The following is a 26,803-nucleotide window of genomic DNA, read 5'->3' as shown; positions in this document are numbered from 1 at the left end:
AGCATCGGCTGTGTTCTTTGTGATTTCTTCTGAAACATTGCCCGGATAGACCGATTTGCATACCCTGACCGCACAACAAAGGTGCGACGCAGCAATTGTCTCGCACAAAAAATAATCACCGCACGCGGCAGTCTGGGGGTATCGGACGGCGTGGTGCTCGATTGAATAACGACAAAAGAGAGGACGGGCAGACATGCAATCTTATTCATTCAAACCCCTGTCGCTGGCCATTGCCGCGGCACTCGCCATTCCGGCCGCCAGCGCACTGGCGCAGGATCAGGCCAATCAGACACCGTCCGCCGACCACGGCGTGATGGAGGAAGTCATCACCACCGGTACCCGCAAGGAGGGTGTAGCCCCGACGGAGACCCTGTCCCCGGTTGACGTGGTCGGCGGCGCAAACCTGGCGGATCAGGCCAGCTTCGACCTGACCGAGTCGCTGGCCAAGGTGGCGCCCTCGTTCAATACCCAGCGCTTCCCGATCGCCGACGGCACCGCGTTTATTCGCCCGGTGACCCTGCGCAATCTGTCGCCGGACCAGACACTGGTGCTGGTCAACGGCACCCGCCGCCACCGCTCCGCGCTGGTAAACCTGCAGCTGGCGCCGCTGGGTACCAATAACCAGGGTGCCCAGGCGGTGGACTTCTCCGCGATTCCCTCGATGGCAGTTGAGCGTGTGGAAGTGCTGCGCGATGGCGCCTCGGCCCAATACGGTTCCGACGCGATCGCCGGCGTGGTCAACGTGATCCTGAAGGATGACGCCGAGGGCATCAGCGTATCCGCGCAGACCGGTGAGTATTTCGAGGGCGATGGCACCCGCACCAGCCTGGCGGCCAACGCCGGCTTTGCGCTCGGTGACAGCGGCTTCGTCAACGCGACCGTGGAGCATTCCACCGCTGACAAGACCTGGCGCGGCGCCGCGCGCCCGGACGCGGAATTCGTCGGCTCCGTGGTCGGTGTGGACCAGGTGCCGCTGGACGGCCTGGGGCAGCGCTGGGGTGATCCCGAGGTGGAGACCACCAAGCTGTTTATCAACACCGGCTTCGACCTGAACGACAGTGTCGAGCTGTACGGCAACCTGGGTTATTCAGACAATTCCACCATTTCCGATTTCTTCTACCGCGGCCCGGTCATGGACCCGCAGTACGAATTCGGCGCGCGCGCCACGCTGCAGGCGGATGGGGATGGCGACTTTATGCCGGATCCGGCGCCCCAGTCCCTGATCGACAGCATTAATGCGCAGGGACTGAGTCCGGCCGATTACCTGGTCGCCGACAGCTCGAGCCCCAGTGGCTATGTGCTGCGCAACCCGATCTACACCCTGTTCCCGGGCGGCTATAACCCGCAGTTCGGTGCGGATATCAGCGACATTTCCGCAGTCTTCGGCGCCCGCGGCGAACTGGCCTCCGGCATGACCTGGGACCTCCGCGCGCGCACCGCGGAAAACGAGGTGTCCTATGTATTGAAGGACTCCATCAACCCGAGCCTCGGCGCTCTGTCGCCGACCACCTTCAATCCGGGAACGCTCTCTCAGGAAGAGACCAGTGTGAATGCGGACTTCGTGCAGCCGGTCGACGTCGCGGGGCTGGCCAGCCCGCTCAACGTAGCCTTCGGTGCCGAGTGGCGCGAGGAAACCTACAAGATCGGTGCCGGCGATGAAGCCTCTATCGCGGTGGGACCGACTGCGGCGGTATTCGGTGTCGGCTCGGACGGCTTCCAGGGCTTCCCCACCGAGGCGGCGGGCAGCTACAGCAGCGAGAGCATGGCCGCCTACGTGGATCTCGAAGCGGATGTGACCGACCAGCTGACTCTGGGCGCGGCGCTGCGTTTCGAGGACTACGATCTGTTCGGCTCCACCTCCGACTGGAAACTGTCTGCGCGCTACGACTTCAACGAGGCCTTCGCGCTGCGCGCCACCGCCAACACCGGTTTCCGCGCGCCGACCCCCGGTCAGGTGAATACGCTTAATGTCACCACTACGGCCAACTCCGACGGCAGCCTGACCCCCAGCGGTACCTATCCGGTCGACCACCCGGTGGCCGAGGTGCTGGGAGCGGTAGCGCTGAATCCGGAGGAGTCCACCAGCTTCACAATCGGTGCCGTGATCAACCCGCTGGATAACACCAGCATCACCGTCGATTACTACAACATCGATATCGAAGACCGCCTGGCCCTGCGCAACAACACCATTGGCGATGACGAAGTGGCATTGCTCACCGGTGCCGGCGTGGCCGATGCCTCGCTGTTGCTCGGTAGCAACGTCAACTATTTCACCAATGCCTTTGATTCGGAGATCAGCGGTATCGATCTGGCGATTACCAGCGATTTCGACCTGGCCGGCGGCCTGCTGACCGTGGATCTGCGCCACAACTACAACCAGCAGGAAGTCACCAAGGTGGCCCCCAACACGATCAACGCCACCCGCGTGTTTGACTTCGAGAACCAGGTACCCAATCAGCGCAGTACCCTGACCTTCGACTACGACACCGGCGGCATGCTGCAGGGCTACCTGCGCTTCAACCGCTACGGCGGCTGGGAGTCCACCGGTGGTCAGCTGGAGGCAGATGGCAACGACACTTCCAATGCCACCAGCTACGGTGCCAAGATCCTGACGGATATCGAGGCCCGTTTCTCCTTCGCCGAAAATTACACCGTCGCCGTCGGCGGCGAGAATATTTTCGACGTGGAGGCGGACGAGGAGGGTAACGGTACGCTGCAGTTCCTGGGCGTGCGCCAGGCGCTCACTTCACCGTTCGGCTTTAATGGCGGCTTCTGGTACCTGCGCGCGAGTGCGGAGTTCTAAGTCAGCTGTTTTCGAAACGTCACGAAGAAAGGCCGGCACAATAAGTGCCGGCCTTTTTTTTGCGGGGCGGAATGAGCGCAAAAAGTAGCGTTCGTTCAGGAAGCGCGCGGCATCTCACTGTCACCGGCATCCAGCTGCTGCAGCAGCATCTCGGCGGTAATACGCGCGTTGTAATCCATCACCATCTGCGGCTCATCGGTAAACACGCCGTCTGCGCCCATGGCCGCGAGCAGCGTCAGGTCGTCGGGATTGTTGACGGTGAATACGTAGTTTTTCAGGCCGCGCCGCTTGCCGTCGGCGATCATGTCGGCATCGGCGAATTCCAGGCTCAGGTGCATCGAATACGCCTTCAGCGGCTCGGCGCAGGCGGCCAGATCCAGGGGGACACCGTCGACCAGTACGCCGCGGCGCACTTCCGGCAGCAGCTGCAGGCTCTCGTACAGCTGGCGGTGGTCGAAGGAGGAGATCAGGTACTGTTCGAAAGAGGCGCCGTTGTCGCTCACATAGGACTCGAGTTCCCTGGCCACCAGCGCGGCGCAGTTGGGACCCTTCAGCTCGATGTTGAGCTGCGCGTTGTTGCCCACCACTTCAAGCACCTCGCGCAGGGTCGGCACGCGGCCGCCGCAGGGCAGCAGCTTCTCGCGCAGCACTTCCGGGCACAGGTCGGTCAGCAGCTCGCTGCCGGCGATCAGGCGGCCGAGGCGGCGGTCGTGTTTGACCAGCAGCTGGCCGCCGATATTCCAGATATCGATCTCGATACCGTCGACGTCGAATTCCAGTGCGTGGGCGATCGCCTGCAGGGTGTTTTCGGTGGCCCGTTGGCGGTAGCCGCGGTGGGCAAAGCAAAAGAGGGTGCGGGGTATCTGCATGGATTACTGACCCTGAAATACTGCCAGCAACAGCGTGCACTTAAAGTATGACGCCGTGATTAAAAAGCAACCAACAATTTGCGCAATTTTCGTGAATTTGGCGTTGAAGCTGTTCCGCCCTATCGGAAAAAGTGTCAGTTGCCGGCCAGGGCCCGGTAGCGGCCGCGATGAAATACCAGTGGTTCGCCGCCGCTGGCCGTGAACTCCAGCACCTCACCCAGCAGTATGGTGTGATCGCCGCCGTCGATGCACTGCACGCGGCGGCAGTGGAAAAAGGCGGCGCAATCGTCGATCTGCGGCACGCCATCGGGGCCCGGGCGCCAGTGTATCTGGCCGAACTTGTCGGCGCCGCGGCCGGCAAACAGGTTGGAGATATGCTGCTGGTCGGCTTTCAGCACATGCACCGCAAAGTGTTCCTGCTGGGTGAAGGCGTCGTAGCCGAGGGATTGCTTGTCGATGCTCCAAAGCACCAGTGCCGGATCCAGGGAGACGGAGTTGAAGCTGTTGACGGTCATGCCCGCGGGTTGGCCAGCCGCGTCCCGCGTGGTCACCACGGTGACACCGGTGGCGAAATGGCCCAGGGTGTCGCGCAGGGCGCGGCTCTGCAGGGCTGCGGGGGTGATGGCGGGGCTGCTGTCTGTCGTCATACCGTTGATTAAATATTGTGCAAAATCTGTACTGGCGGCCATTCTACGGCAAAAGCGTCCTAATTGCGCGTTTTGCCTCTGAGGGGCGCAGGTTGGGGTGAGCGTCTGTCGCTCAGCCAAATGTGAGAGCCTGCCCTGCAGGCGATTGTGTGGAAGCGCGCGGCTCCGCAAATCTGGCTCCCACAACGATTCCAAAGAATCATTCCGCCATCAGCGGCGCGCACTCGCCCGCCAGCTGGTCCCGCGCGGCAATGGCCGAACCGGTGAGGGCGAAGCCGAGCAGGCGGCCGTCGGCGTCGCGGAATTCCGCCTTTACGCCGCTTGCGGAGCTGTCGATCTGCCAGCTGCCCTCGGCACCGGCCGGCGGCGCACAGACAGTGGTGGGGCGCAGGGTGGTCTTTACGGCGACAGGGATGGCGCCGTAATGCACCGGCGTCGGCGCGCCGCTCAAGGTCTTGGCGAGGGCGCGCGCACAGGCCATCAGCGGCGCGACGAAATAGAGCAGGTGGCCGTCCACTTCGGCGCAGTCGCCGAGGGCATATATATCGGCATCGCTGCTCTGCAGCTGGCGGTTCACCACTATGCCGCGCTCGACCGCCAGCCCGGCTTTCTCGGCGAGGCCGGTGTTGGCCCGCAGGCCGAGGGCGGCGAGGGCGATATCCGCGTCTATGTGTTCGCCGTTGTCCAGCTGGGCGCGAATACCGCCGCCACTGCGGTCCAGGCGCGCAACTCTGGCATTGCCGTGGAAACGGACGCCGTGACTCTCGAGGGTGCGTTGGATATCGCGGCCGGCGGCCTCGGGCAGCAGGGTGGCCAGCGGCCAGTCCAGCGGATCCACCATCTCCACCGCGAATCCGGCCTGGACCAGGTCGTTGGCGAATTCACAGCCGATCAGGCCGGCGCCCAGCAGCAACACCCGCTGGCGCCCCACCATGGCGGTGCGGAAACGGTGGTAGTCGCCGAGGCTGTTGATGCGGAACAGGCGCGCGTGGCCGTCGCCCTCGATCGCCGGCAGGGCACGGCAGCCGGCGCCGGTGGCCAGCACCAGCTTGCCATAGCGCAAGGCGGCGCTGTGGCCGCCGTGCTCCGGCGCCAGGGTCAGGGTTTTGGACGCGGCGTCGATATCGATCACGCGGGTGTGGACCAGAATCTCCGCGCCCAGCTCCCGTGCCATTTCCTCGGCGGAGGCGCTGGCCAGCTGCTGCGGGGTCTTGCCGTGGGCCAGGGAGGCGGACAGCAGCGGCTTGGAGTAGTAGGTGCCATCGTCGCCGGTTATCAGGCGTAGCGGCGTGTGCTGGTCCAGTTTGCGGAATTCGCGCGCCAGGTTGTAGCCGGCGAGGCCGGTGCCGACGATGACCAGCGGATCCCGGTCGGCGAGTATGCCGCTGTCGACGGCTGTGGCGGGTGCCGCTTCCGGTGCGGCCCCGGCCACCAGCACCATATCGAACTCTTCCTTGCCGATACCACACTGGGGGCAGCACCAGTCCTCGGGAATATCCTCCCAGCGGGTGCCCGGCGCAATGCCGTCCTCAGGCCAGCCCTTGGACTCGTCGTAGACCCAGCCGCACACCATGCACTCCCAGATGCGGTAGCCGGCGCTTTGCGCGGACGCACGCGGGGCTGCGGCAATGGACTCGGTGGCGGGAACGTCAGAGGGCGGCGCGGCTTCCTGCGGCTGGTGTTCCGGTACTACCGCGAGCATCGCGAAATCCTGCTTGGCCGCGCCGCATTCCGGGCAGCACCAGTCGTCGGGAATGTCTTCCCAGCGAGTGCCGGGCGCTATACCGTCTTCGGGCCAGCCCTTGGCTTCGTCGTAAATCCAGCCACAGATCTGGCATTCCCAAACGCGGTATTCGGCCATTGACTCCCCCGGACAGATGCAGAAAGCCCGGCAGAGCCGGGCTTTGGAAATTTTGGATGGGGAATATTAAGGAAATTTGTCGCGGAAGTCGCTACTCCCTGTCGCGCTGGGCGATATTGGTCAGGGCGCTGTGGTAGATCTCCGCGATCTCTCCCGGGTGGGTGATGGAAATACCGAGGTCGTGAATCAGGCCGTCCTTGAGTCCGTAGACCCAGCCGTTGACCGACAGCGGCTGGCCGCTGCGCCAGGCGTCGCGCACTATGGTGGTCTGACACACGTGGATGACCTGCTCCAGCACGTTCAGTTCGCACAGCAGGTCGGTGCGCTCCTGTTGCTGGAACAGGTCGATCAGTGTGTGATGCTTGTCGCGCACGTCCTGGATATGGCGCAGCCAGTTGTCGATCAGACCCAGCTGCTGGTTGTGCAGTGCCGCCTGCACACCGCCGCAGCCGTAGTGACCACAGACGATGATGTGCTTCACCTTGAGTATCTCCACCGCGTACTGCAGCACCGACAGGCAGTTGAGGTCCGTGTGTACCACCACGTTGGCCACGTTGCGGTGCACGAACAGCTCGCCGGGCAGCAGGCCGACAATCTCGTTGGCGGGCACGCGGCTGTCGGCGCAGCCGACCCACAGGTATTGCGGGCTCTGTTGCTCGGACAGTTTGAGGAAGAAGTCCGGTTTCTGTTCGCGGGTGGCGAGGGACCACTGCCGGTTGTTGTGTATCAGGTGTTTGAGCGGGCGCAATGCGGTTTCCTGGTGTGACTGATCGGCCATTGACCTGCGAGGATAGCGACTTTGTTGGCGCCGGCCAAGCGCAGAGGCACTGAACCGCGGCTCCGCTATCTGTTAGTCTGCAACTTGAACGCAACGTGTGAGGCGGTGAGAACCATGGGTAGACGAAGATCCCACGCATTCGCCGGGCGCCGGCGCGTGTCCTACCGCGCCAGCCCCCTGTGGCGTCACCGCATCCGCGTGCGCTGGCTGCGGGCGCAGCGCACCCGGCTGCGAAACTATTTGAGCCGCTTTGCGGGTACCGATGCGACTGACCGCGCGCTCGCTAGCTACAGCGGGAAGCGGCCCGACTGAGCCGCGGCACATCTGCAAAATCGATAAACCGACTTCGGAAACAGTGAATGGAAAAACCTATGCCCGACACGGCAGCACAAGTGCACACCCTGATTGCGGACTATCGGAATGATCGACACGCGCAGGATATCTTGGCACTGATGGAGGAGTACGCGCGCGATCCTTTCGGTGGTGGAGAGCCGCTCTCGGATTATTGCCGCGAGCAGCTGCTGCCGAAACTGGCGGAATTTCCCGGCGCCTTCAGCGTGCTGGCCTACCGCGATAACCGGGCACTGGGCCTGATCAACTGCTTTATGGGATTTTCGACATTTGTCTGCAAACCGCTGGTCAATATTCACGATGTGATCGTCAGTGAAAGTGCCCGCGGCAGCGGCGTATGCGCGCAGATGCTAGACCTGGTTGCACGCGAGGCAAAAAGCCGCGGTTGCTGCAAGCTGACGCTGGAGATACTGGAGAAAAACCTGCCGGCACAGATTGCCTACCGCAGGTCCGGTTTCAAGCCCTATACGCTGGATGAAGAGATGGGTCAGGCGCATTTCTGGCAGCGCTACCTGTAACTTTTTGCCGTCGGGAACGGCCTGTTGTCCGGGGGGAATCCTGGCGCCAATCCCGGCGCAGTTATGCCCCCTTGTGCAATACTTTGTGCAGGCGTCAGTTCGGTGTAGCGCACCCCCCAATGCATCCATTTGGTGCGCGCAGTGAACAGGGAGATTGTCTGCAATGGGATTGAACTCAACTTTGGCGCAGGGACGCTATCAGTACAGCTGCGACGGCCGGGAAATGCCGGTGCAGGACAGCTGGCAACTGGGCGAAGACGAGCGGGGCTGGCGCACCCTGGTCAGCCAGCGCCTCGTCGGCGATCAGCGCTTCGGCATGGAGGTGAGCGCACTGCTGCGCGACGGGCTGGTGAGCGAGTGCCGGATCTGCTGGCGCGACGAGGTCGATGAAGTCAATGCCCACTATCGCCTGTGCAGCGCCGAGGGTGAGGCGCCGCAACTGGGCGATACCATTGAGGCCAACTGGACCGGACCCAACGGCCCTCAGCAGGCCTTCGTCGAGGGCCGCCGCCGTCTGCTGTTCCCGCTGATGCGCATATTTATGGGGCCGCTGCTGTTGAAACTGGAGCAGTTCAAGGAGGGGCTGGAGGTGGTCACCCCCGATATCGTCGACCCCTCCCAGCGCGGCAAGTTGCTCGCACCGCGCGTCAGCCACCGCAGCGCCAGGCTGATGGCGGGTGATATCGCCAGCCAGAAAACCCAGGAATTGGGTGCCGACATCAGTGGTTACATCTACCAGGGCGACGAGGCCGAGCGCGACGCCCACTGCTATGTGGACAGTCGGGGCCTGTTGGTCGGCTATGACTGGCCCTCCAGCACTGGTCGACTGTGGCAGGTGCGGTTGCGCGATCTGGAGTGGTCGCCCCAATTGCTCGGTATTCATTGCTGAATCTGCGCCAGCGGTGGTGCCAGGGCTGCGCGATTGCCAGTGCAATGATTACCTGTTTGTGAATCCGGCCAGGGAAGTCCCGGATTTGTCGGTCAATGGCAAGGAGCCATCAGCGTGCATGTCAAACGGCTACAGGGAAGTCGGCTTTGGCTGGTGTCGTTAATTTCTGCGCCGCTATTGGCTGTTGGCCAGGAGTCGCTGCGGCAAGTGGTGGTCCCGGTCGAGCAGAGCAGCCGGGAAATTGCCCGCGATGCCGCAAGTCCATCGGAGCAAATACCGGCGGGAGTCCTGGTCATAGCGGCGCTACCGGAGAGCAGTGAAGCCGCTGGCGATGCAGGGCGCGCGGCATCGGAACCCGGGCTGCCGGATCCGCCGACCTCCGCGCCCAGTGATCGTGTGCGGGCGGTTCAGGATGCGGCCGGCAATCGATTCTCCCTCGCTTCGCACAAAGCCAGCTATGTACTGCCCGCCGCCTACTACGCCGGCGAGGGCGATGCCGAGGGCACTAGCGGTGTATCCGCCGACTTAAAGCCGATTGAAATCGAATTCCAGCTGTCCGTGCAGGTGCCCGTCTGGACCGGCCTGCTGGGGCCTTCATCTTTTCTCAGCGCCGCTTATACCAACCACAGCTTCTGGCAGGCGTATACGCCTTCCGCACCTTTTCGGGAGAGCATTCACGAGCCGGAAGTGCTGCTTACCTGGCTGAGTGACTGGGAGCTTCTCGGCTTCGAGTGTGCTGCCACGCAATTGGCCTTCAGCCACCAGTCCAATGGTCTCGAGGGAGAGCAATCGCGCGGCTGGAACCGCATCTATGCGCACTTTATTTTTGAGCGCGACCAGTATTTTCTCGCATTCAAGCCCTGGTACCGCATTCCGGAAGACGGTGTGGGCGACGACAATCCGGATTTGGGCTTCTATCTGGGGCATTTTGAATTCAGTGGCGGATTCCGCGGCGACCGGTTTGGCGCTTCGATGATGCTGCGCAACAACCTTCGTTCTGACAACCGCGGCGCACTCGAGTTGCGCTGGAGCTTCCCGGTCGGCCAGCGCCTGCGGGGCGTCGTGCGGTATTTCAACGGCTATGGGCATGGCCTGCTGAGCTACGACCGGCGTCAGCAATCTCTGGGTATGGGAATCGAACTGGCGGAAGGATTCTAGGCCGTGGAATAATTCTGGTCTGCTCAGAATTTTTCACGGAGAGTAAATTTTGCCGCATCGGAAGTTGATTCTGTCTTTCGGTATATTTGCTGCCTTTGCGCAAGGCGCGGGAGCTCAGGAGTCGGCTCCGCAGGAGGTATTGCGGGAGGCGGCGGGCTCGGTACAGGAAGTCGTTCAGGAAGCCACCGCCACCACTCCGGCACAGCGCGAGGAGGCCTGCCTGCGCGAACAGCTGTTAGTAGCGCCTGCCAGCATTACGTTGGAGGAGATGCGCCGCTTTTGTGCCGAGCAGGTGTATGGCGATCCGGCGCAGCGGGAAGAGCGGCCGCTGTTTGGCACTGTGTCTGAGCCGCCGCAGGAACAGCTGCCCGGCGATGAGGTGCGCATAAGCGAGAGGGCCCAGGCGATTCGCGACGCCGCCAACAACCCGTTTACGCTGGCCTCCCACAAGACCAATTACCTGTTGCCGCTGGTCTACAACCCGTCGCCCAACGATGCCGGTCTGGAAGAACTTGAAGCACTGGGGGAGCCCGTCGACCTGGATCACATCGAAGTGCAGTTTCAGCTGTCGGTGCAGGTACCGGTGTGGCGCGGCTTCCTCGGGCAGGCGTCGTTCATGAGCGTCGCCTACACCAACCGCAGTTTCTGGCAGGCATACAATTCCGACGACTCTTCGCCGTTTCGCGAGACCAACCACGAGCCGGAACTGATCATGACCTGGCTGAACGACTGGAGCCTGTTCGGCTGGCAGAACGTGGCCAACCAGCTGGCGGTCAATCACCAGTCCAACGGCCGCAGCGAGCCCCTGTCCCGCAGCTGGAACCGTATCTACGCCAACCTGATCTTCGAGCGGGACTGCTACTCCATCAGCTTCAAGCCCTGGTACCGGATTCCCGAGAGCCGCGAAGAGGACGACAACCCCGATATTGAAAACTACCTGGGGCATTTCGAACTGCGCGGCCGCTATCGCAACGGCGGCCACAGTCTGTCCCTGATGGTGCGCAACAATCTGCGCTCCGACAATCACGGCGCGGTGGAGCTGTCCTGGGGCTTCCCCATCGGCAATCGGGTGCGCGGCTATATGAAATACTTCAATGGCTACGGGGAAAGCCTGATCGACTACGATGAGGCGGTACAGACACTGGGCTTCGGTTTCGAGTTGGCCCAGGGATTCTAGGAATGGGCTTCGAAGACACTTATCGCCTCAGCGCCCACGCGGTGATCACCAACGCGGTGGGCGAGGTGCTGCAGTTGCGCGCCACCTACGCCGACAGGAGCTGGGGCCTGCCCGGCGGCGCGCTGGATCCCGGTGAGACGGTCCACGAGGCGCTGCTGCGCGAGTGCCGCGAGGAGCTCGGTCGGGCCGTGCGCATCGACTACCTGAGCGGTGTCTACTATCACCGCGTCTACAACTCCCATGTGTTCATTTTTCGCGCGCAGTTTGTCGATGCCGAGGCCATCGCACTGTCAGACGAGCACTCGGAGATGGGCTATTTCCCGCTGGACGCGCTGACACCGGTGCAGCGCCAGCGGGTCGTGGACTGCCTCGCTTTCGACGGTCGAGTGCGCAGTGCAAAGTTCTGACGCCGGGGGGGTTCAGTGGTATCAGATCTGGTTTAGTGTTTGCCTTTTGGCAAGTTATGCTAAATCCCACTGCTTCGCGGAATTCCCTCCTGGCCTCCTTTAGTATTTGCCCTCTCGATTGCGAGTCACACTTTCCCGGCGCCGCCGATGTGGCTGCCGGAAAGTAAAAAAGCAAATAAAATCAAAAAGTTAACAGGACGAGGCAGCAGCCTGCGGGAAGAATCGGGCTATGCTGATGGATAAGACTATGGGTTTGGAACTGAAGATGCCTGATCTGGGCAACCTGAGTGAGAGCGCACAGCCGCTGGAGTGCCGCGTGGCCCTGATCAGCGCCGACCGCCAGCTGGCCGGCGACTGGGTCAATGCGCTGAATGCCACCGCCGCACAGCATGAGAATCCCTTCGGCCTGCGCTTCGAGGCGGTCACACCCACCGGCGTCGAGCGCCTGGTACAGGACGAGGACAACCTGCAGGCGCTGATCGTCGATGGTGGTGACGACGCCCAGGGGCTGGAAGCCGCGGATGAACTGGCGGAGCGGGTGCACAGCCTGCGTTCGCAGATCAATATTTTCCTGGTGGCGCACGGCTCTCTCGCCGGTGCCGGCACCGGGGCCCAGGCCGCTGCGCCCAGCGCGCAATCCCTCGCCAACCTGCGCCAGCGCTTCGATGAGCTGTTCGACCGCCGCGAGGGCAACTTCAACCATATGTTCCGGCTGGTGCAGGCGTTTATCGCCCGCCGCGCCTCCACGCCCTTCGCCGACACCCTGAAAGAGTATGTATTCTCGGCGCGCGATGCCTGGCACACCCCGGGTCACTCGGGCGGCGACAGTCTGCGCAACAGTCCCTGGGTCGGGGATTTCTACCGTTTTATGGGCGAGCACGTGTTCAATACCGACCTGTCCGTATCGGTGCAGGTGCTGGACAGCCTGCTGGAGCCCCACTCGGTGATTCAGGAGGCGCAGGACCTGGCGGCACAGGCCTTCGGTGCGCGCCACACCTTTTTCCTGACCAACGGCACTTCCACCGCCAACAAGGTGGTGATCCAGCAGATCCTCGGCGGCGGCGGCAAGATCATCGTCGACCAGGCCTGTCACAAGTCGGTGCACCACGCGATCGTGATGAACCGCTGCGAGCCGGTGTATCTGAAATCTGTGCTGCACCCGGAGTTCGGCATCTACGGCCCGGTGAAGCGTTCCGACATAGAGCAGGCACTGGATGAGCACGGCGACGCGCGCCTGCTGGTGCTCACCTCCTGCACCTACGACGGCCTGCGCTACGACCTCAAGCCGATCATCGACTATGCCCACGAGCGCGGCGTCAAGGTGCTGGTGGACGAGGCCTGGTACGCACACGGTTACTTCCACCCGGAACTGCGCCCGACGGCGCTGGAATGCGGCGCGGACTATGTGACCCAGAGTACCCACAAGATGCTGTCGGCCTTCTCCCAGGCCAGCATGATTCACGTGCAGGATCCGGATTTCGACGACCATCGCTTCCGCGAGAACCTGAATATGCACGCCTCCACCAGTCCGCAGTACGCGATGATTGCGAGCCTGGACGTGGCGCGCAAACAGATGGCGATGGAAGGTTACAGCCGCCTCAAGCAGTGCCTGCAGATGGTGGAAACCCTGCGCCGCGCGGTGGACGAAACCGGGGTGTTCCGCGCGCTGACACGCGATGACCTGATCGCCGAGCCGCTCGTTGGCGACAATATCCGTCTGGACCCGACCAAGGTCACCATCGATATCTCCGCCAGCGGCTTCTCCGGCAAGGAGATGCAGATCAAGCTGTTCGACCAGTACGGCATCCAGGTGGAAAAGACCACCTACAACACGGTGACGGTACTGGTGACGCTCGGCAGCACCGAGAGCAAGCTGTTGCGCCTGATTCACGCCCTCAAGCAGCTGGCGCGCAATACCCGCAAGCGCCTCCATGTGGGCAGCTCGCGCCGGCTGCCGGAATTCACGCGCTTCACCTGCCTGCCGGCGGATGCCTACTTCTCCGAGGCGGAGGAGTTGCCGCTGATGGACAACGGTGTCGACGCGACCCAGAACCTGGTCGGCCGCACCAGTGCGGACGAGATAGTGCCCTATCCGCCGGGGATTCCGGTGCTGGTGCCCGGGCAGGAGATCTCCGCGCAGATAGTGCAGTTCCTGCAGCAGCTGTTGCAAGGGCAGAACGCCACCGAAATTCACGGCCTGATTTTCCGCTCCGACGAGCCGATGCTGCGGGTGGTCAAGGAGGAGCCGCCGAAATCGGCGCAGAGGAAGCATTCGGCAAAGAAATCCAGCTGATCGAGCACGCGATCAGCGATCCGGCAGGGAGGCCGGCATGTTCGATCGACCAGCAACGGTAATGCTTGCCGGCGCATCCGGTGGCCTGGCCAGGGCCATCGGCAGCGAACTGGTCAGGTGCTTTCCCCGGGTATCCCTGCTGACCCTCAGTCGCGGCGAGGTTGAGCCCCTTGCCCGCCACGATGGTCGTCATCGGCATCTGCGCGTAGCGCTGGGCGAGTCGTCTTCGATTCGCGATGTCGAAACTTTCCTTTCCGAAGTAGGCAACCTGCCGGATTGGGTCATCAACTGCTGCGGCCTGTTGCACGACGGCGAACACGGGCCGGAAAAGTCTCTGGACCAGTGCCGCGACGACTGGCTGCTGGAGTCCATGCGCGTCAATGTGCTGACGCACCTGCATCTCGCTCAGGCCCTGGGGAAGTTGCTGCAGCGCCGGCAGCCGCTGCTGTGGGCGTCGCTGTCGGCCAAAGTGGGCAGTATCGGCGACAATCACCTGGGCGGCTGGTACAGCTACCGCATCAGCAAGGCGGCGCTGAATATGCTGGTCAGGAATCTCGCCATCGAGTGGGGGCGGCGGCTGGAAAGCAGCTGTGTGGTGGCCATCCATCCGGGCACCACGGATACGGCGCTGTCCAAACCCTTCCAGGAAAATATTCCGGCCGGCAAGCTTTATCATGCCGAACTCAGCGCCGCGCGCATCGTCGAGGTCTTGCGGCGACTCAGCCCGCCGGACAGCGGTCAGTTGCTGTTCTGGGATGGCACGCCGCTGCCCTGGTAAAGCGCGGCGCTGCGGCGGTGCCTTCCCATCGATACGGCCGCAGCGCGCGCCCGGCAGGAGGCGTCAAAGACTGAGCGGATTGCCGCGCTCGACCAGGGTTTGCACCTCGAGTCCGGTGGGCAGGCAGCCGGTGTTGTGGGCGCCGCTGCTGCCGAGGCGAGAGGCGATAAAGGCCTCGGCCACCGCGCTGTTGCCGCCCTGCACCAGCAGGTGCGCCTGCATCGCCAGGGCCATCTGATCCACCAGGTAGCGCGCGCGGTACTCGACCTGGTCCATATCCGCGAGCTGGGCTTTCAAACCAGCCACTGTCTTGTCCAGCAGCGCGTCGGCGCCGGCGCTGTCTGCCAGTTCGTCGAACCAGTGGTTGATCACCGCCGGGGTCTTGGCGATGGCGCGCAGCACGTCGAGCGCCTGGATATTGCCGGAGCCCTCCCAGATCGCATTGATGGGCGCGTCCCTGTAGAGGCGCGCGGTGATGAAGTTCTCGATCACGCCGTTGCCGCCCAGGCATTCCATCGCCTCGTAGGCGTGGTGCGGGGTGCGCTTGCAGATCCAGTATTTGCCCACGGCGGTGCCGAGGCGCATCAGCATTCTCTCGTGTTCACTGTCGAGGTGGTCGAAGGCCCGCGCCATGCGCATGGTCATGGCAACCGAGCCCTCGACTTCCAGCTGCAGGTCGGCCAGCACATTCTGCATCAGCGGCTGGTCGATCAGGGTCTTGCCGAAGGCGCTGCGCTGGCTCGAGTGGTAAATCGCCTGCACCACCGCCTGGCGCTGGCCGCCGGAGGAGCCGATCATGCAGTCGAAGCGGGTGGTGGACACCATCTCGATAATCGCGTTGACCCCGCGACCCTCCTCGCCCACCAGCCAGCCGAGCGCGCCGCGCAGTTCGATCTCGGAGGACGCGTTGGAGACATTGCCGGCCTTGTTTTTCAGCCTTTGTACCTGGATCGGGTTCTTGCTGCCATCCGGGCGCCAGCGGGGCACCAGGAAACAGGTGAGACCGCTGTCGGTCTGCGCCAGCATCAGAAACGCGTCGCACATGGGCGCCGAAGTAAACCACTTGTGGCCCACCAGCTCGTAGGTGCCGTCACCGACCGGGGTGGCGGTGGTGGTATTGGCGCGCACGTCGGAGCCGCCCTGTTTTTCCGTCATGCCCATGCCGATGGTCAGCGCCGACTTCTCCGTGTGCGGGCGGTTACTGGGGTCGTAGCCGCGCGCGGTGATCTTCGGCAGCCACTCCTGTGCCAGTTCCGGCGTCAGGCGGATGGAGGGCACCGAGGCAAAGGTCATGGTCACCGGGCAGCCGTGGCCCGCCTCCAACTGGCTGTGCAGGTAGTATTTGGCGGCGCGCGCCACGTGGGCGCCGGGCTTGGGATCCGTCCAGGGACTGCTGTGCAGGCCCTCACTCAGTGCCAGCTGCATCAGCTGGTGGTAAGCCGGGTGGTAGCGCACCAGGTCGACGCGATTGCCGACGCGGTCGTGGGGCTCAAAAATGGGCTTGAACTCGTTGGCGTCGAAACCGCGCTGGATCATCTCCGGGCGCCCGCAGACCTCGCCGTAGCGCTGCAGGTCGTCCTCGGCCCAGTGGCCGCCGTTGTGCTGCACCGCGTCGCGCAGCGCCGCGTCGCCGGCGTAGAGGTTGTGGCCGGTCAGCGGTGGCGTCTGGTTGAAGACCTGGTGGGTTGAGGCGAGCTCGGACGGGGAGGGCGTTTTACTCATGGATCTATTCTCTGCAATCATCACGCGGCACCGGTGTGGGAAAGGTTAGCCGGTTTTGCCGACCATCCTAGTGACATTAGCGCCGCGGGTCTTGCCCATTTGTGACGGCATTATTTGCCGCGCCGCCCAGTGGCGCACAGGTGCAACAGTTTGGCGTGCTGTGAATAAATGACAGAGTTGGAAGGGATGACAGTGCGTTACGGGAGCCGCCGGGACGCAGCTCGGCAACGGCCGGCAAATGAACGTCTGCAGCAGCGGCCGAGGGTCGCTGCTGCAAGGAGGAAATTAAATACTAAGGAAATAGTTAAATACTGCGCTTGCCGGCCAGGTTCAGCGTGAGTTCCAGCAGACCGGTCCAGGGGTCCTGGTCCCTGCCGCCCTTGATCGCGGTATCCACCGCGCGAGCGCGCAGCAGCAGGCCTTCGAGCGACCGCGGGCGCAGCCGCGACAGCGCCGCCTGGATCAGCGGCTGGCGCTTCTGGATGCGCACCAGGCGCGCGAGCGGCTGGCCCTGGTCGAGTTTCTCGCCGATCTCCAGCAGGCTGCGGATCTCCCGCGCCAGGGCCCAGAGCACTACCGGCGCCTCTATCCCTTCCGCGCGCAGGCCGTGCAGTGTTTTTACGGCGCTTTCGGCTTCGCCGGCCAGGGCCCGGTCGATCAGGCCGAAGACGTCGTAGCGGGCGGAGCTGGCCACGGCGTCGTTCATCATTGCGGCGGAGATCAGGTTGTCCCCGCTCAGCAGCTTCAGCTTCTCGATTTCCTGGCTGGCGGCGAGCAGGTTGCCCTCGACCCGCTCGGCCAGGATCTGGATGGCCTCGGGTTCCGCGTCCAGCCCGGCGGCGCGCAGCCGCTGGTGGATCCAGCGCGGCATCTCCTGCGCGTCTACCGGCCATATCTGGATCAGCACGCCTTTCTCCTCGAGCGCCTTGATCCATTTGCTGTTCAGCTGGGATCTGTCCAGCTTGGGCAGTACCAGGAGCAGCAGCAGGTCGTCGCCGCCGAGGCCGGCGAATTCCTGCAGCGCCTTGCTGCCCTTATCGCCGGGCTTGCCGCCCGGGAGGCGCAGCTCGATGACCTTTTTCTCGGCGAACAGCGACATGCTGCCGGCCGAAGCGAGCAGCAAACCCCAGTCGAAATTGTGCTCCGCGTGCAGCAGCTCGCGCTCGCTGAATCCGCTTTTCCTGGCGGCCGCGCGAATACTGTCACAGCACTCCTGCACCAGCAGCGGCTCGTCCCCGGAGACGATGTAAACCGTCGCCAGGCCCCTGTTCAGGCTCTGTGATAGTTGGCGGGGGTTGATGCGCATGTTATCGGGGAATCCTAGTAGCTCTTGTCTTCCGCCGGGGCGTTGACGTCGATGCGGCGCAGGCGGTCGATGATGCGACCGATCAGCTCGCGGCGCATCTCCTCGCGCAGCAGCCGCTCCTCCTCGCCCTTGCTGACGATTTCGTTGGCGTTCCACTCCAGGGTGCGGTAGACGTCCGCCTGGGCGTTGTTCAGCAGCGTGTAGCCGGTGCTGTCGCGCACGCTGTAGAGCGCGCTGGTGATCAGTTCGTATTCCGCCGCGCGGCCCTGGGCATCCACGGAAACGGTGCGCTTGCGCTCGATTTCCCGGTGAATGGTCAGGTCGTAATCCGCCTCCAGCGGCGATGCCGCCATCGGCAGGCCGGCGTTCTGCAGCAGGCGCGTGAGCTCCGCGGCGATATCGCTGCGCGGATCTTCCGCGGAGATATACAGCTGGCTGCCGGGCGGGAAGTTTTTTGGGGCGCCGCGCAGGTGCCAGCCGCAGGCGCTCAGGAACGCGGTGATGGTGCAGCAAACAAGAATCCGGCCGAATATTTTTTTCATTGTTTTCGCGAATAGAATTGGTGATTGAGTTTTTGCGGCCGTGCGCCGCCGGTTACCGATTGCAGCCCCGGCGCATCGCCGAAGACCAGCTTGCCGCCGATGATGGCAACAATCTGCGCAATTCTCTGGCCGCTACCGGGGAGCTGCATGCCGCCGCTCAGCAACTCGCGCACATCGATATCGATTTCCCACGCGGATTCGCCGCCCTCGGCGGCAAGGGTCCGGCCGAGCCGGTAGCTGCCAGTGGAGACAATTTCCATGCCCATGGTCTCTGTGCAGTCCGCGTCGATATAGAAGGCGGTTTTCGCCGAGTAGGCGCCGTCAGCGGAAAAATGGCTGGTGATCTGCAGATAGTTGCCCGAGGCCTTCTTGCACTGGCTCTGCCATTTGCCGACCAGTTCCCGGTCCAGCTCCGCCGCCTGTGCCTGGGTGGCGGCCAGCAGGCCCGCCACCAGTAATGCCATTCGATTCTTCACTGCTCGATCCCCCGAAGGTTGTGTTGCTTCGGCGACGGTGGCGGTCACTTGGCCGCGACTAATTGGCCACGATGTTGACCAGCTTGCCCGGTACCACGATGACCTTGCGCACCGTGGCGTCGCCGATAAATTTCTGAACGTTGTCGTTGGACAGCGCCATCTCCTCCAGGGTTTCCTTGTCGGCTTCGGCCGGGGCTTCCAGTTTCGCGCGCACCTTGCCGTTGACCTGCACCACCAGGGTGATGCTGGAGCGCACCAGCGCGTTTTCGTCCACCAGCGGCCACTGCGCGTCCACCAGCGGGGTGTCGTTGCCCAGCGCCTGCCACAGCAGGTGGCAGATATGCGGGGTGACCGGGGCCAGCAGCAGTACCGCCGCCTGTAGCGCTTCGCGCTCCACCGCCAGGCCCTGTGCACTGTCGCGCTCGGCGAGCTTGCCCACTTCGTTGAGCAGTTCCATCACCGCGGCGACGGCGGTATTGAAGGTCTGGCGGCGGCCGTAGTCGTCGCCGACTTTCTGGATGGTCTCGTGGGTCTTGCGGCGCAGTTGCTGCTGTTGGTCGGAGAGGGCGCTCGCATCGAATTCCGCGCGGCCTTCACCGGCGGCGCTGTCGCTGGCATTGAGGTGGCCGTGCACAGTCTTCCACAGTTTGCGCAGGAAGCGGCTGGCGCCCTCCACGCCGGCGTCGTGCCACTCGAGGGTCTGCTCGGGCGGCGCGGCAAACATGGTGAACAGGCGCACGGTGTCCGCGCCGTACTGCTCGACCGCCGCGTGCGGGTCTATGCCGTTGTTCTTGGACTTGGACATCTTCACCACACCGCCGCTGACCAGCTCCTCGCCGGTGGCCCGCTCGACGGCCCGGACCGGCTTGCCCTTGTCATCGCGCTCGACATCCACGTCGGCGGGATTGATCCAGGTCTTGTGACCGTTCGCTTCCTTGTAGAAGGATTCCGCCAGCACCATGCCCTGGCACAGCAGCTGCTTGAAGGGCTCGTCGCTGTCGACCAGGCCCTCGTCGCGCATCAGCTTGTGGAAGAAGCGCGCGTACAGCAGGTGCAGGATGGCGTGCTCGATGCCGCCCACATACTGGTCCACCGGCAGCCAGTAGTTGGCGCGCTCCGGGTCCAGCATGCCCTGCTCGAAATCGGGGCAGGTGTAGCGGGCGTAGTACCAGCTGGACTCCATAAAGGTGTCGAAGGTATCGGTCTCGCGCTCCACCGGCTCGCCGTTGAGGTCGTCTTTGCGCCACTCGGGATCGGCCTTGATCGGCGACTGCACGCCGTCCAGTTCGACATCCTCGGGCAGCAGCACCGGCAGCTTGTCTGCCGGCACCGGGATCTCGCCGCCGTCGGCCAGGTTGAACATCGGAATCGGCGCGCCCCAGTAGCGCTGGCGGGACACGCCCCAGTCGCGCAGGCGGTAGTTGGTGGTCACGCGGCCCTTGCCGGCGGCGGACAGCGCATCGGCGATGGCGTCGAAGGCGGCCTGGAAGTCGAGGCCGTCGAAACCGCCGGAATTCACCAGGACGCCTTTGTCGGTGTAGGCCTCTTTGTCCAGGTCGATGGCTTCACCGCTGGCCGGCGCGACCACCTGTTCGATCGGCAGGCCGTACTTGCGCGCAAACTCCCAGTCGCGCTGGTCGTGGGCCGGCACCGCCATCACCGCGCCGGAACCGTAGTCCATCAGCACGTAGTTGGCGATCCACACCGGCACTTCCTCGCCGGTGATCGGGTGAATGGCCGTGAGGCCGGTGTCCATGCCCTTCTTCTCCATGGTGGCCATGTCGGCCTCGGACAGGGACTGCTTCTTGCACTCGGTGATAAACGCCTTGAGTTCCGGATTGCTCTCCGCCAGTTCCAGCGCGATCGGGTGTTCGGCGGCCAGCGACACGTAGGTGACGCCCATCAGGGTGTCCGGACGGGTGGTGTAGACATCGAAATGGTCCACGCCGGCGATGGTCCGCGGCAGGGCGAAGGAGAGTTCCACGCCCTTGCTCTTGCCGATCCAGTTGCGCTGCATGGTGCGCACCTGCTCCGGCCAGTGGGGCAGCTTGTCCAGGTCGTCCAGCAGCTCCTCGGCGTAGTCGGTGATCTTGATGAACCACTGCGCCAGCTCGCGGCGCTCCACGGTGGTGCCACAGCGCCAGCAGCAGCCGTCTTCGACCTGCTCGTTGGCGAGTACCGTCTGGTCGTGGGGGCACCAGTTCACTGCCGAGTTCTTCTTGTAGACGAGGCCCTTCTCGTACAGGCGGGTGAAGAACCACTGCTCCCAGCGGTAGTAGGACGGCTGGCAGGTGGCCAGTTCGCGGGACCAGTCGAAGCCGAAGCCCAGCGCCTTCAGCTGGCCCTTCATGTAGTCGATGTTGGCGTAGGTCCATTTGGCCGGCGCAGTTCTGTTCTGGATGGCGGCGTTCTCCGCCGGCAGACCGAAGGCATCCCAACCCATCGGGTGCAGCACATTCTTGCCCTGCATGCGCTGGTAGCGGGAGATCACGTCGGTGATGGTGTAGTTGCGCACATGCCCCATATGCAGCTTGCCGCTGGGATAGGGGAACATGGATAGGCAGTAGAATTTCTCCTTGCTGGCGTCCTCTGTCACTTCAAAGCTCTTCTGATCCGCCCAGAACTGCTGGGCGGCGGCTTCGACTGCGGAGGGGTTGTACTGCTCTTCCATCGATTGGGGACCTATACTCTGTGATCAAAATTTGCGGGGAAACTGTTCTACGTTTTGCCGGGGCGGTCGTCGCAGGCGATATCAGGGACGTGATCGCGATCAAGGACCACCCGTGCCGCATCGGCCAGGATGCGCAAACGCGGAATTATAGGAGGGATACCGTGACGAAGGAACCGAAGTTGCCGCCGGAGGAGAATCTGGCAGAGGAATTGCGCCGGGACCTGGAAAATCTGGTGGAGGGGGAGCTGGCGGTGGAGGATCTGACCGCTAACAAGGTCGCCTTCCTGCGCGCCTGGCTGAAAGATGACCTGCACCGCGCCGCGGACTATATGCGCGGCCTCGGCGGCGAGCTGCAGACCCTGGAGGAGCGCGGCGGCAATTGGCTGCTGGACGCGGCCGATCCCACCGAGACCGCCTGGCCGAACCTGATGCGCTGTATCAAGCAGGGCAGGCCCTGGGCGCTGGCCGGGGAGCGGGTTGGCCCCGGCGAGGAATTGCAGTGCCTCGGCTGCGGCTACCGCGCCATGCCGCCGGCGAACAGCCAGATTACCCCCTGCCACCGCTGTGGCTACGGCTGTTTTCGCCAGATCGAGGGCGGCCTCGAAGACTGATGGACGTGCACGCGCTCTTGACGGCTTTGGCGACGCCTCCGCTCGCACCCCTGCTGGGCCTGCTGCTGGCCCTGATACTGTGGTTTTTCCCGTCCGCCTCGCCTTTCGCGAAACTGTCACTGCCGCTGGCTATTCTCTCGTTCAGCGTTCTGTGGATTTGCGCGACACCGGCATTTTCTGCCTGGCTGGGGCAGCGCTTGGCCAAAGTATCTGCTATACCGGACGCGGTACCTCAGGCGGTGGTGGTCCTGGGGGGCGGCCGTTACCGGGATGAGAACTCCGGTAACGAGCGGCTCTCCGCCGTCAGTCTGGAGCGCGTGACCTGGGCCGCGCAGCGGGCGCCGGCGCAGCTGCCGCTGCTGGTTTCGGGGGGCCGTGTCTACGCGCAGGAACGGGCGACAGAGGCGGATCTGATGGCCGGCCTGTTGCAGGAGACTCTCGGGCGTCCGGTGACTTGGCGCGAGAATTGCAGTCGTACAACCGCCGAGAATGCGGTCAACAGCGCGGCGATACTCCACGATTCCGGCGTGGAGAGCGTGGTGCTGGTGACCCACTGGTGGCATATGCCCCGCGCAGCCGAGGTGTTTGCCCGCGCCGGCCTGCAGGTGCAGCCGCTGCCGGTAGGCAGTGCCGCGGAGCTGCTGCCGCGCGCGCAGGGCGGCCTGCTGCGCTGGATCCCGAGCGCCGCGGCACTGCTGCGCACCCAGGTGTACTGGCGCGAAGTACTGGCGCGGCAGTGGTATCGGTGGATGCCCCTGCCGCAAGTGCGGAACCTTTGCGCCGGTGGCGGTTCATAAAGTTCGGGTCACGAAGCAGCCTTGTCTGCACCTTACACCGGGCATAAGATGGCTGGCCCCACAGTGGAAGCCGATTGGTTATTGCGCATACGGAGCAGTGGCTGTGGAAAGCAACCATAAAAATAAAAGAGGTAACACTGAGATGAAGGGCATTCCTGCATCCTTTTCCCCCATTCAACTGCACAACCGCCTCAACCGCGCGGTGTGGATCGGATTCAAACGGGCGGTACACGACGGCCGCGAACTGGTGTTCCTCAGCCCCGGCGGTGAGGGCGCCGCACAGGTAAGCAAGAATTTCGAGACTTTTGCCGGGCAGATAGTGCGGGAATTCCGCATCAACCCGGCCGAAGTGGACTTTGTCGAGTTGCGCAGTGACGGCGACGAGCAGCAGTGGTATCGCTGGCACGCGCAGTGGGTCGGCTCGGCGCCGATGGAGTGCAGGGCGGAGTTGGTGGCGAGTGAGTCAGGCCGCCGCTACCTGAGCCAGGCGCTGAGCCGCGGCGTGGAAGCCGCGTAGCGCCATTCGGCCCCGAACTGTGGGAGCCTGCCCGGCAGGCGATGGCTTCGGCTTTGTTTAGGCGCGGTTTAGCCGCGTCCGTTTCGCCAGCAGGGCTGGCTCCCACAGGGCATTCACCCTTAGAAACCTCAGGCCCGCACCTTTCTGGCGTGGCCATTGCCCTGCAGCAGATCTGCCAGGGCCTGCTGCAGGGTCGGAAACTGGAAACTGTAGCCGCTGTCCAGTGCCGTGCGCGGCTCCATTCTCTGGCTCGCCAGCAACAGCTCTTCCGCCATCTCCCCGAACATCAGTTTCAGCGCCCAGGCCGGAGTGCGCATCAGCGCCGGCCGGTGCAGCTGTTTGGCCAGCAGGCGGGCAAAGCTGTTATTGGTTACCGCCTCGGGGGCGCAGGCGTTGAATGGCAGGCACAGGTGGCGGTCGATGGCGTGGAGCATAAGGCCGACGATATCGTCCTCGTGAATCCAGCTCATCCACTGCTCGCCAGAGCCCATCGGGCCGCCCGCACCCAGGCGGAAGGCCGGCAGCATCTGCGCGAGGGCGCCGCCGCGGGTGGAAAGCACTATGGCGGTGCGCATGGTGCCGACACAGATGCCAGCCTGCTGCAACGGCAGGGTGGCCGCCTCCCAGTCCCGACACAGCTGTGCGGCAAAGCCGCCGCCGGGCGGACTGCTCTCCCGCAGCAGGTCGCCGCCGCGGTCGCCGTAGTAACCAACCGCCGAACCGGACAGGAAATAGCGGGGCCGCTGCGCCTGGGCCAGCGACCAGCGCACCAGCTGCTCCGTCACTCTGAGCCGTGAATTGCGAATCTCCGCGCGACGTTTTTCCGTCCAGCGGTGGACGATCGGCTCTCCTGCCAGGTTCACCACCACGTCCACGGGAGTGTCCACTTCCTGGGGTTCGCGACAGCTTCGCGCCGTCTCGCCGCACAGTTTCTGTACCTTGTCTGGCCGCCGGCTCAACACCGTCAGTGTGTCACCTCGCGCCAGCCACTGATGGCAGAACAGTCGGCCAATCAGGCCGGTGCCGCCGCTGATCAAACAATGCATAGGGAGGGCATCCTTGCCGTGCTCTTGTCTGTGTATCGCTGTTTTTCATTATGCGTGGCCGCGGCTGCTGTAGGGGGCCGCGCATACATAGTAGCAGCCGGCAAGCGGAAGCCGGCCATTTGCACAAATACGGCGGAGTTTAGGTGATATCAACCGCGGTAGCGGTGGATTCCTATGCCCTTGTGTGGATGCGGTGGCGCGAATTGAGCCGATCGTCCGGAATGATTGCGGAAGATGCGGAATATTCCAGGTCGCGGCACTTTACTCCTCGCGTCAGCACTCGCCCGGGCATGGGTTGCTATAGTTTTTTGTGAGCTAAGAAATAGCCCGTCGCAGTTGCCGCAGACAAGAGGTTTACAGGGATGTTCGGCAGAGCAACCGGATTACGGAATTGGCTTCTGACCCTAATGATTGGCATTGTGGCGGCGGATGTGTCGGCGGCAGAAAAACCTGAGAGCGGGGTTGGCGTAGCGCTTGGCAAGGCGGTCCTGACCGGGCACATGACAACTGCCGAGTTGTCTTTCCGGCACAGTCGCTGGGAGTTGGGGGCGACCCTGCTGGGATATGGCAGTACCGATGAGGGGGAGCAGGAACGCCTGGGCTACGGCGTTTCGGTGACGAGGCTCCTTCATCCCGACTGGCACTTGTGGAAGGGGACGATATACGGCCGCCTGGGGGTGGCCTACATAGACAGCTCGCCCCTGGTCGGACACTTTAATTTCCGGACCGGAATGGGCATCGAGTTCGAACACTTCTCACTGGAATACCTGCATTATTCGAGCGCCGGATTGACACCGCTGAATACAGGTATCGACGTTATCCAGTTTCGGGTTCCTTTCTAAATTGCCGTTCTGAGGCGCCGCCGTCAATCGGTGGTCTGCTGGCCGATGGCGAGAGTCGAATGCGCGTCCTTCTTGCGCCGCAGAACTGCCGCTGCGGCCAGCATCGGCAGGGCCAGAGAGAATACCAGCGAAATACCGGCCAGCATAAACGGCGTGCTGCCGGCCATGGCCCTGATTTCCCCGACCATATTGGCGCGTTCAAACTGGGGCAGTTTTTCCACGATCTGACCGCGCGGATCCACGATCGCGGTGACACCGGTGTTGGTGCCCCGCACCAGATAGCGACCGGTTTCCAGCGCGCGCATCTGCGCCATCTGCATATGCTGCAGCGGACCGATGGAATCGCCGAACCAGGCGTCGTTACTGATGGTGAGCAGTACCTGGGAGGTGAGCGCGCTGTCAGCAACCAGGCGCGGGTAGACGATCTCGTAGCAGATCAGTGGCGCCCAGCTGATGCCACCGGCATTGAGCGGCTGCTGCTCCTCGGGGCCCGGGCGGATAATGGATGTGGGCAGGTTGAAGAACTCTATGGTGCCGCGGATCCATTCCTCCAGTGGCACATATTCGCCGAAAGGCACCAAGTGGCGCTTGTGGTAGACGCTCGGACTGCGCCCGAAGACCGCGGCGGAGTTGTGGATGACGCGGCGGGGCTCGGCGCCGCTATCTTCGCGGTCGAAGAGCACACCGCTGATCAGGTCTATCTGCGTCTGCTCGGCATTGCGCTGCAGGGCCTCCATCAGATTGGGCGCCTGCCCGTACAAAAGGGGCAGTGCGGCTTCGGGCCAGATGATCACGTCGACCCCCCGCTCGCTGAGTGCGCGGGTGCCGTCCTGGTAGCGGCTGATGGTTTCACCGCGGAATTCCGGCAGCCACTTCTTGTCCTGCGGAATATTGGCCTGGACCAGGCCGATTGTGATCTCGTCGCCCTCGGTATGGGTCCATTCCACCTGTGCGAGCAGTGCGCCGAGGGGCCAGGGCGCCAGCGCTGCGGTCACCAGGGCAATGGATGTGCGCTGCCTGAACGGTGCCAGCCGCCCCGCGGCGGCCAGGCCGATAACGGCGGCACTCAGCGCCAGCAGCAGGCCTATGCCGTAGACACTGAGGACCGGGGCCCAGCCGGAAAGCCAGGTGTCGACGTGGCCGTAGCCGGCGAACAGCCACGGAAAGCCGGTAAAGAGCCAGCTGCGCAGCCATTCACTGATAAACCAGAGTGCCGGAAAGGCCAGGGCGAAGCGGACTGGGTGGTCGGTGAAGCGACCGAGGAAGTAAAAGGGCAGCGCCAGCAACAGCGCCAGGATGGCGACGAAGGCGCCGGTAAGCGCCAGCCCCAGCGGCACCGAGGAGTTGCCGAACTCGGTGATGGACACATAGACCCAGGAGCCGCCGGTGGCAAAGAGCCCCAGCCCGTACCAGAACGCCAGCCACAGTGCACTGCGCCCGGCCAGTGGCTGTGCGCCGGCGGCGCGCAGATACAGCCACGCCAGCAGGGACAGCGACAGCAGGCCGCAGACCCAGTAATCATATGGTGCGAAAGAGAGTGTAAGCAGTCCGCCGGCGGCTGCGCTGGCGAGTGGAATCAGTAGTTTGCGCATTGACTGGTTTCGTCGCGATATTCTGGCATTCGGGCGCCTGGCATCTGGTTGCAGTACACAGGGGCGGATAGGTGCATCCGCCCGTGGGCTGCCGCTGCCTGGAAACAGGCTGCCGGGCGCCGTGTCGATGGCTGGCGTCTATCCGCGCCCGG

The 26,803-nt window shown here is 63.6% G+C and carries 24 protein-coding genes; 13 read left to right on the top strand and 11 right to left on the bottom strand.

Going from position 1 to position 26,803, the window contains the following annotated elements:
* Positions 1 to 193 precede the first annotated feature (193 nt).
* A complete protein-coding gene (locus RRF64_RS07385) occupies positions 194 to 2,803 on the top strand; it encodes a TonB-dependent receptor plug domain-containing protein (protein WP_323845190.1) in 2,610 nt (869 codons plus the stop codon).
* Between the two features lie 95 nt (positions 2,804 to 2,898).
* Here the strand turns inward: RRF64_RS07385 and RRF64_RS07380 are convergent, their stop codons facing one another.
* From RRF64_RS07380 to can, 4 genes are all read right to left on the bottom strand, one after another.
* Positions 2,899 to 3,672: a glycerophosphodiester phosphodiesterase gene (locus RRF64_RS07380; protein WP_323845189.1), complete on the bottom strand. Its 774-nt coding sequence runs from the start codon at positions 3,670 to 3,672 to the stop codon at positions 2,899 to 2,901.
* Between the two features lie 134 nt (positions 3,673 to 3,806).
* A complete protein-coding gene (locus tag RRF64_RS07375; RefSeq protein WP_323845188.1) occupies positions 3,807 to 4,319 on the bottom strand; it encodes a flavin reductase family protein in 513 nt (170 codons plus the stop codon).
* A gap of 199 nt (positions 4,320 to 4,518) precedes the next feature.
* Positions 4,519 to 6,180: an FAD-dependent oxidoreductase gene (locus RRF64_RS07370; protein WP_323845187.1), complete on the bottom strand. Its 1,662-nt coding sequence runs from the start codon at positions 6,178 to 6,180 to the stop codon at positions 4,519 to 4,521.
* 91 nt (positions 6,181 to 6,271) lie between these two features.
* Positions 6,272 to 6,928 carry a carbonate dehydratase gene (gene can, locus RRF64_RS07365; protein WP_323845186.1) on the bottom strand — a complete coding sequence of 219 codons (657 nt, stop codon included), beginning with the start codon at positions 6,926 to 6,928 and terminating at the stop codon, positions 6,272 to 6,274.
* A 144-nt stretch (positions 6,929 to 7,072) separates the two neighbouring features.
* Between can and RRF64_RS07360 the strand changes: the two genes are divergently transcribed.
* The 8 genes from RRF64_RS07360 (at position 7,073) to RRF64_RS07325 (ending at position 14,529) form a co-directional block, all read left to right on the top strand.
* Complete coding sequence (locus RRF64_RS07360) at positions 7,073 to 7,270, top strand: hypothetical protein (RefSeq protein WP_323845185.1); 198 nt, start codon at positions 7,073 to 7,075, stop codon at positions 7,268 to 7,270.
* A 47-nt stretch (positions 7,271 to 7,317) separates the two neighbouring features.
* Positions 7,318 to 7,827: a GNAT family N-acetyltransferase gene (locus tag RRF64_RS07355; protein ID WP_323845184.1), complete on the top strand. Its 510-nt coding sequence runs from the start codon at positions 7,318 to 7,320 to the stop codon at positions 7,825 to 7,827.
* Positions 7,828 to 7,990: 163 nt separating this feature from the next.
* Entirely contained in the window at positions 7,991 to 8,716 is a 726-nt protein-coding gene (locus tag RRF64_RS07350; RefSeq protein ID WP_323845183.1) for a hypothetical protein, read from the top strand.
* A 153-nt stretch (positions 8,717 to 8,869) separates the two neighbouring features.
* On the top strand, positions 8,870 to 9,874 hold the full coding sequence (locus RRF64_RS07345) for a phospholipase A (RefSeq protein WP_323845182.1): 1,005 nt from the start codon (positions 8,870 to 8,872) through the stop codon (positions 9,872 to 9,874).
* A gap of 139 nt (positions 9,875 to 10,013) precedes the next feature.
* On the top strand, positions 10,014 to 11,051 hold the full coding sequence (locus tag RRF64_RS07340; RefSeq protein WP_323845181.1) for a phospholipase A: 1,038 nt from the start codon (positions 10,014 to 10,016) through the stop codon (positions 11,049 to 11,051).
* 2 nt (positions 11,052 to 11,053) lie between these two features.
* The gene (locus RRF64_RS07335) at positions 11,054 to 11,458 is read left to right on the top strand and encodes an NUDIX hydrolase (RefSeq protein ID WP_323845180.1); all 405 of its coding nucleotides are present in this window, start codon (positions 11,054 to 11,056) and stop codon (positions 11,456 to 11,458) included.
* A 247-nt stretch (positions 11,459 to 11,705) separates the two neighbouring features.
* The gene (locus RRF64_RS07330; protein ID WP_323845179.1) at positions 11,706 to 13,751 is read left to right on the top strand and encodes an aminotransferase class I/II-fold pyridoxal phosphate-dependent enzyme; all 2,046 of its coding nucleotides are present in this window, start codon (positions 11,706 to 11,708) and stop codon (positions 13,749 to 13,751) included.
* 37 nt (positions 13,752 to 13,788) lie between these two features.
* Entirely contained in the window at positions 13,789 to 14,529 is a 741-nt protein-coding gene (locus RRF64_RS07325) for an SDR family oxidoreductase (protein WP_323845178.1), read from the top strand.
* A gap of 63 nt (positions 14,530 to 14,592) precedes the next feature.
* Here RRF64_RS07325 and RRF64_RS07320 read toward each other — a convergent pair whose 3' ends face one another.
* The 5 genes from RRF64_RS07320 to leuS form a co-directional block, all read right to left on the bottom strand.
* Positions 14,593 to 16,251, bottom strand: a complete 1,659-nt coding sequence (locus tag RRF64_RS07320; protein ID WP_323845177.1) for an acyl-CoA dehydrogenase family protein — start codon at positions 16,249 to 16,251, stop codon at positions 14,593 to 14,595.
* Between the two features lie 304 nt (positions 16,252 to 16,555).
* Positions 16,556 to 17,557, bottom strand: a complete 1,002-nt coding sequence (gene holA / locus RRF64_RS07315) for a DNA polymerase III subunit delta (protein ID WP_323845176.1) — start codon at positions 17,555 to 17,557, stop codon at positions 16,556 to 16,558.
* Between the two features lie 14 nt (positions 17,558 to 17,571).
* Positions 17,572 to 18,099 (bottom strand): LPS-assembly lipoprotein LptE, encoded by a 528-nt coding sequence (locus RRF64_RS07310; RefSeq protein ID WP_323845175.1) that lies wholly within the window; start codon positions 18,097 to 18,099, stop codon positions 17,572 to 17,574.
* Entirely contained in the window at positions 18,096 to 18,575 is a 480-nt protein-coding gene (locus RRF64_RS07305) for a hypothetical protein (RefSeq protein ID WP_323845174.1), read from the bottom strand. The genes RRF64_RS07310 and RRF64_RS07305 overlap by 4 nt, the downstream gene beginning before the upstream one ends.
* Before the next feature lie 58 nt (positions 18,576 to 18,633).
* On the bottom strand, positions 18,634 to 21,246 hold the full coding sequence (gene leuS / locus RRF64_RS07300) for a leucine--tRNA ligase (protein ID WP_323845173.1): 2,613 nt from the start codon (positions 21,244 to 21,246) through the stop codon (positions 18,634 to 18,636).
* 161 nt (positions 21,247 to 21,407) lie between these two features.
* Between leuS and RRF64_RS07295 the strand changes: the two genes are divergently transcribed.
* From RRF64_RS07295 to RRF64_RS07285, 3 genes are all read left to right on the top strand, one after another.
* Positions 21,408 to 21,857, top strand: a complete 450-nt coding sequence (locus RRF64_RS07295; protein ID WP_323845172.1) for a zinc ribbon-containing protein — start codon at positions 21,408 to 21,410, stop codon at positions 21,855 to 21,857.
* Entirely contained in the window at positions 21,857 to 22,654 is a 798-nt protein-coding gene (locus RRF64_RS07290) for a YdcF family protein (RefSeq protein WP_323845171.1), read from the top strand. The genes RRF64_RS07295 and RRF64_RS07290 overlap by 1 nt, the downstream gene beginning before the upstream one ends.
* Before the next feature lie 142 nt (positions 22,655 to 22,796).
* Entirely contained in the window at positions 22,797 to 23,171 is a 375-nt protein-coding gene (locus RRF64_RS07285) for a hypothetical protein (protein WP_323845170.1), read from the top strand.
* A 128-nt stretch (positions 23,172 to 23,299) separates the two neighbouring features.
* On the opposite strand, the gene RRF64_RS07280 is transcribed toward RRF64_RS07285, so the two are convergent.
* The gene (locus tag RRF64_RS07280; protein ID WP_323845169.1) at positions 23,300 to 24,217 is read right to left on the bottom strand and encodes a TIGR01777 family oxidoreductase; all 918 of its coding nucleotides are present in this window, start codon (positions 24,215 to 24,217) and stop codon (positions 23,300 to 23,302) included.
* 362 nt (positions 24,218 to 24,579) lie between these two features.
* On the opposite strand from RRF64_RS07280, the gene RRF64_RS07275 reads away from it, so the two are divergent.
* Positions 24,580 to 25,059: an acyloxyacyl hydrolase gene (locus tag RRF64_RS07275; protein WP_323845168.1), complete on the top strand. Its 480-nt coding sequence runs from the start codon at positions 24,580 to 24,582 to the stop codon at positions 25,057 to 25,059.
* 23 nt (positions 25,060 to 25,082) lie between these two features.
* Here the strand turns inward: RRF64_RS07275 and lnt are convergent, their stop codons facing one another.
* Positions 25,083 to 26,651, bottom strand: a complete 1,569-nt coding sequence (gene lnt, locus RRF64_RS07270; RefSeq protein ID WP_323845167.1) for an apolipoprotein N-acyltransferase — start codon at positions 26,649 to 26,651, stop codon at positions 25,083 to 25,085.
* Positions 26,652 to 26,803: the final 152 nt, after the last annotated feature.

The sequence above is a fragment of the Microbulbifer magnicolonia genome (assembly GCF_035117725.1).
Classification (GTDB): Bacteria; Pseudomonadota; Gammaproteobacteria; order Pseudomonadales; family Cellvibrionaceae; genus Microbulbifer; species Microbulbifer magnicolonia.
This window is presented reverse-complemented; position numbering and strand designations above follow the sequence as displayed.

What these genes read in the sequence shown, in the direction of transcription:
- RRF64_RS07385 (WP_323845190.1), top strand. Translation starts at nt 194, where the DNA reads ATGCAATCTTATTCATTCAAACCCCTGTCGCTGGCCATTGCCGCGGCA.
- RRF64_RS07380 (WP_323845189.1), bottom strand. Translation starts at nt 3,672, where the DNA reads ATGCAGATACCCCGCACCCTCTTTTGCTTTGCCCACCGCGGCTACCGC.
- RRF64_RS07375 (WP_323845188.1), bottom strand. Translation starts at nt 4,319, where the DNA reads ATGACGACAGACAGCAGCCCCGCCATCACCCCCGCAGCCCTGCAGAGC.
- RRF64_RS07370 (WP_323845187.1), bottom strand. Translation starts at nt 6,180, where the DNA reads ATGGCCGAATACCGCGTTTGGGAATGCCAGATCTGTGGCTGGATTTAC.
- RRF64_RS07360 (WP_323845185.1), top strand. Translation starts at nt 7,073, where the DNA reads ATGGGTAGACGAAGATCCCACGCATTCGCCGGGCGCCGGCGCGTGTCC.
- RRF64_RS07355 (WP_323845184.1), top strand. Translation starts at nt 7,318, where the DNA reads ATGGAAAAACCTATGCCCGACACGGCAGCACAAGTGCACACCCTGATT.
- RRF64_RS07350 (WP_323845183.1), top strand. Translation starts at nt 7,991, where the DNA reads ATGGGATTGAACTCAACTTTGGCGCAGGGACGCTATCAGTACAGCTGC.
- RRF64_RS07335 (WP_323845180.1), top strand. Translation starts at nt 11,054, where the DNA reads ATGGGCTTCGAAGACACTTATCGCCTCAGCGCCCACGCGGTGATCACC.
- RRF64_RS07330 (WP_323845179.1), top strand. Translation starts at nt 11,706, where the DNA reads ATGGGTTTGGAACTGAAGATGCCTGATCTGGGCAACCTGAGTGAGAGC.
- RRF64_RS07325 (WP_323845178.1), top strand. Translation starts at nt 13,789, where the DNA reads ATGTTCGATCGACCAGCAACGGTAATGCTTGCCGGCGCATCCGGTGGC.
- RRF64_RS07320 (WP_323845177.1), bottom strand. Translation starts at nt 16,251, where the DNA reads ATGAGTAAAACGCCCTCCCCGTCCGAGCTCGCCTCAACCCACCAGGTC.
- holA (WP_323845176.1), bottom strand. Translation starts at nt 17,557, where the DNA reads ATGCGCATCAACCCCCGCCAACTATCACAGAGCCTGAACAGGGGCCTG.
- RRF64_RS07310 (WP_323845175.1), bottom strand. Translation starts at nt 18,099, where the DNA reads ATGAAAAAAATATTCGGCCGGATTCTTGTTTGCTGCACCATCACCGCG.
- leuS (WP_323845173.1), bottom strand. Translation starts at nt 21,246, where the DNA reads ATGGAAGAGCAGTACAACCCCTCCGCAGTCGAAGCCGCCGCCCAGCAG.
- RRF64_RS07290 (WP_323845171.1), top strand. Translation starts at nt 21,857, where the DNA reads ATGGACGTGCACGCGCTCTTGACGGCTTTGGCGACGCCTCCGCTCGCA.
- RRF64_RS07285 (WP_323845170.1), top strand. Translation starts at nt 22,797, where the DNA reads ATGAAGGGCATTCCTGCATCCTTTTCCCCCATTCAACTGCACAACCGC.
- RRF64_RS07280 (WP_323845169.1), bottom strand. Translation starts at nt 24,217, where the DNA reads ATGCATTGTTTGATCAGCGGCGGCACCGGCCTGATTGGCCGACTGTTC.
- RRF64_RS07275 (WP_323845168.1), top strand. Translation starts at nt 24,580, where the DNA reads ATGTTCGGCAGAGCAACCGGATTACGGAATTGGCTTCTGACCCTAATG.
- lnt (WP_323845167.1), bottom strand. Translation starts at nt 26,651, where the DNA reads ATGCGCAAACTACTGATTCCACTCGCCAGCGCAGCCGCCGGCGGACTG.